Consider the following 217-nt stretch of genomic DNA (forward strand, 5'->3'; position numbering starts at 1 on the left):
CGCCACCAGCATGTGGGTGCGCAGGCCCGCCGCCTTGCCGCTGCGCTCGGTCGTAGCCCAGCAGGCCGCCCAGCAGCACCGCCATGCCCAGCCGCAGCACGATGCGCGTGGCCTCGGCCACATCCGGAATGTCGGAGAATTCGCTGCGCGCCGCGGACCAGATTTCCAGCCAGACTTCAGACATCGCCGCCTCCTCGTGGGCCTCGATGCAGGCAGC

The 217-nt window shown here is 70.5% G+C and carries 1 protein-coding gene; it reads right to left on the reverse strand.

The window, feature by feature from the left end; translation table 11 throughout:
- A partial coding sequence (locus HMPREF0072_RS10970; protein WP_211204265.1) for a hypothetical protein occupies positions 1-184 on the reverse strand: 184 nt, incomplete at its 3' end.
- Between the last annotated feature and the right edge of the window lie 33 nt (positions 185-217).

Source organism: Anaerococcus lactolyticus ATCC 51172, assembly GCF_000156575.1.
GTDB lineage: Bacteria > Bacillota > Clostridia > Tissierellales > Peptoniphilaceae > Anaerococcus > Anaerococcus lactolyticus.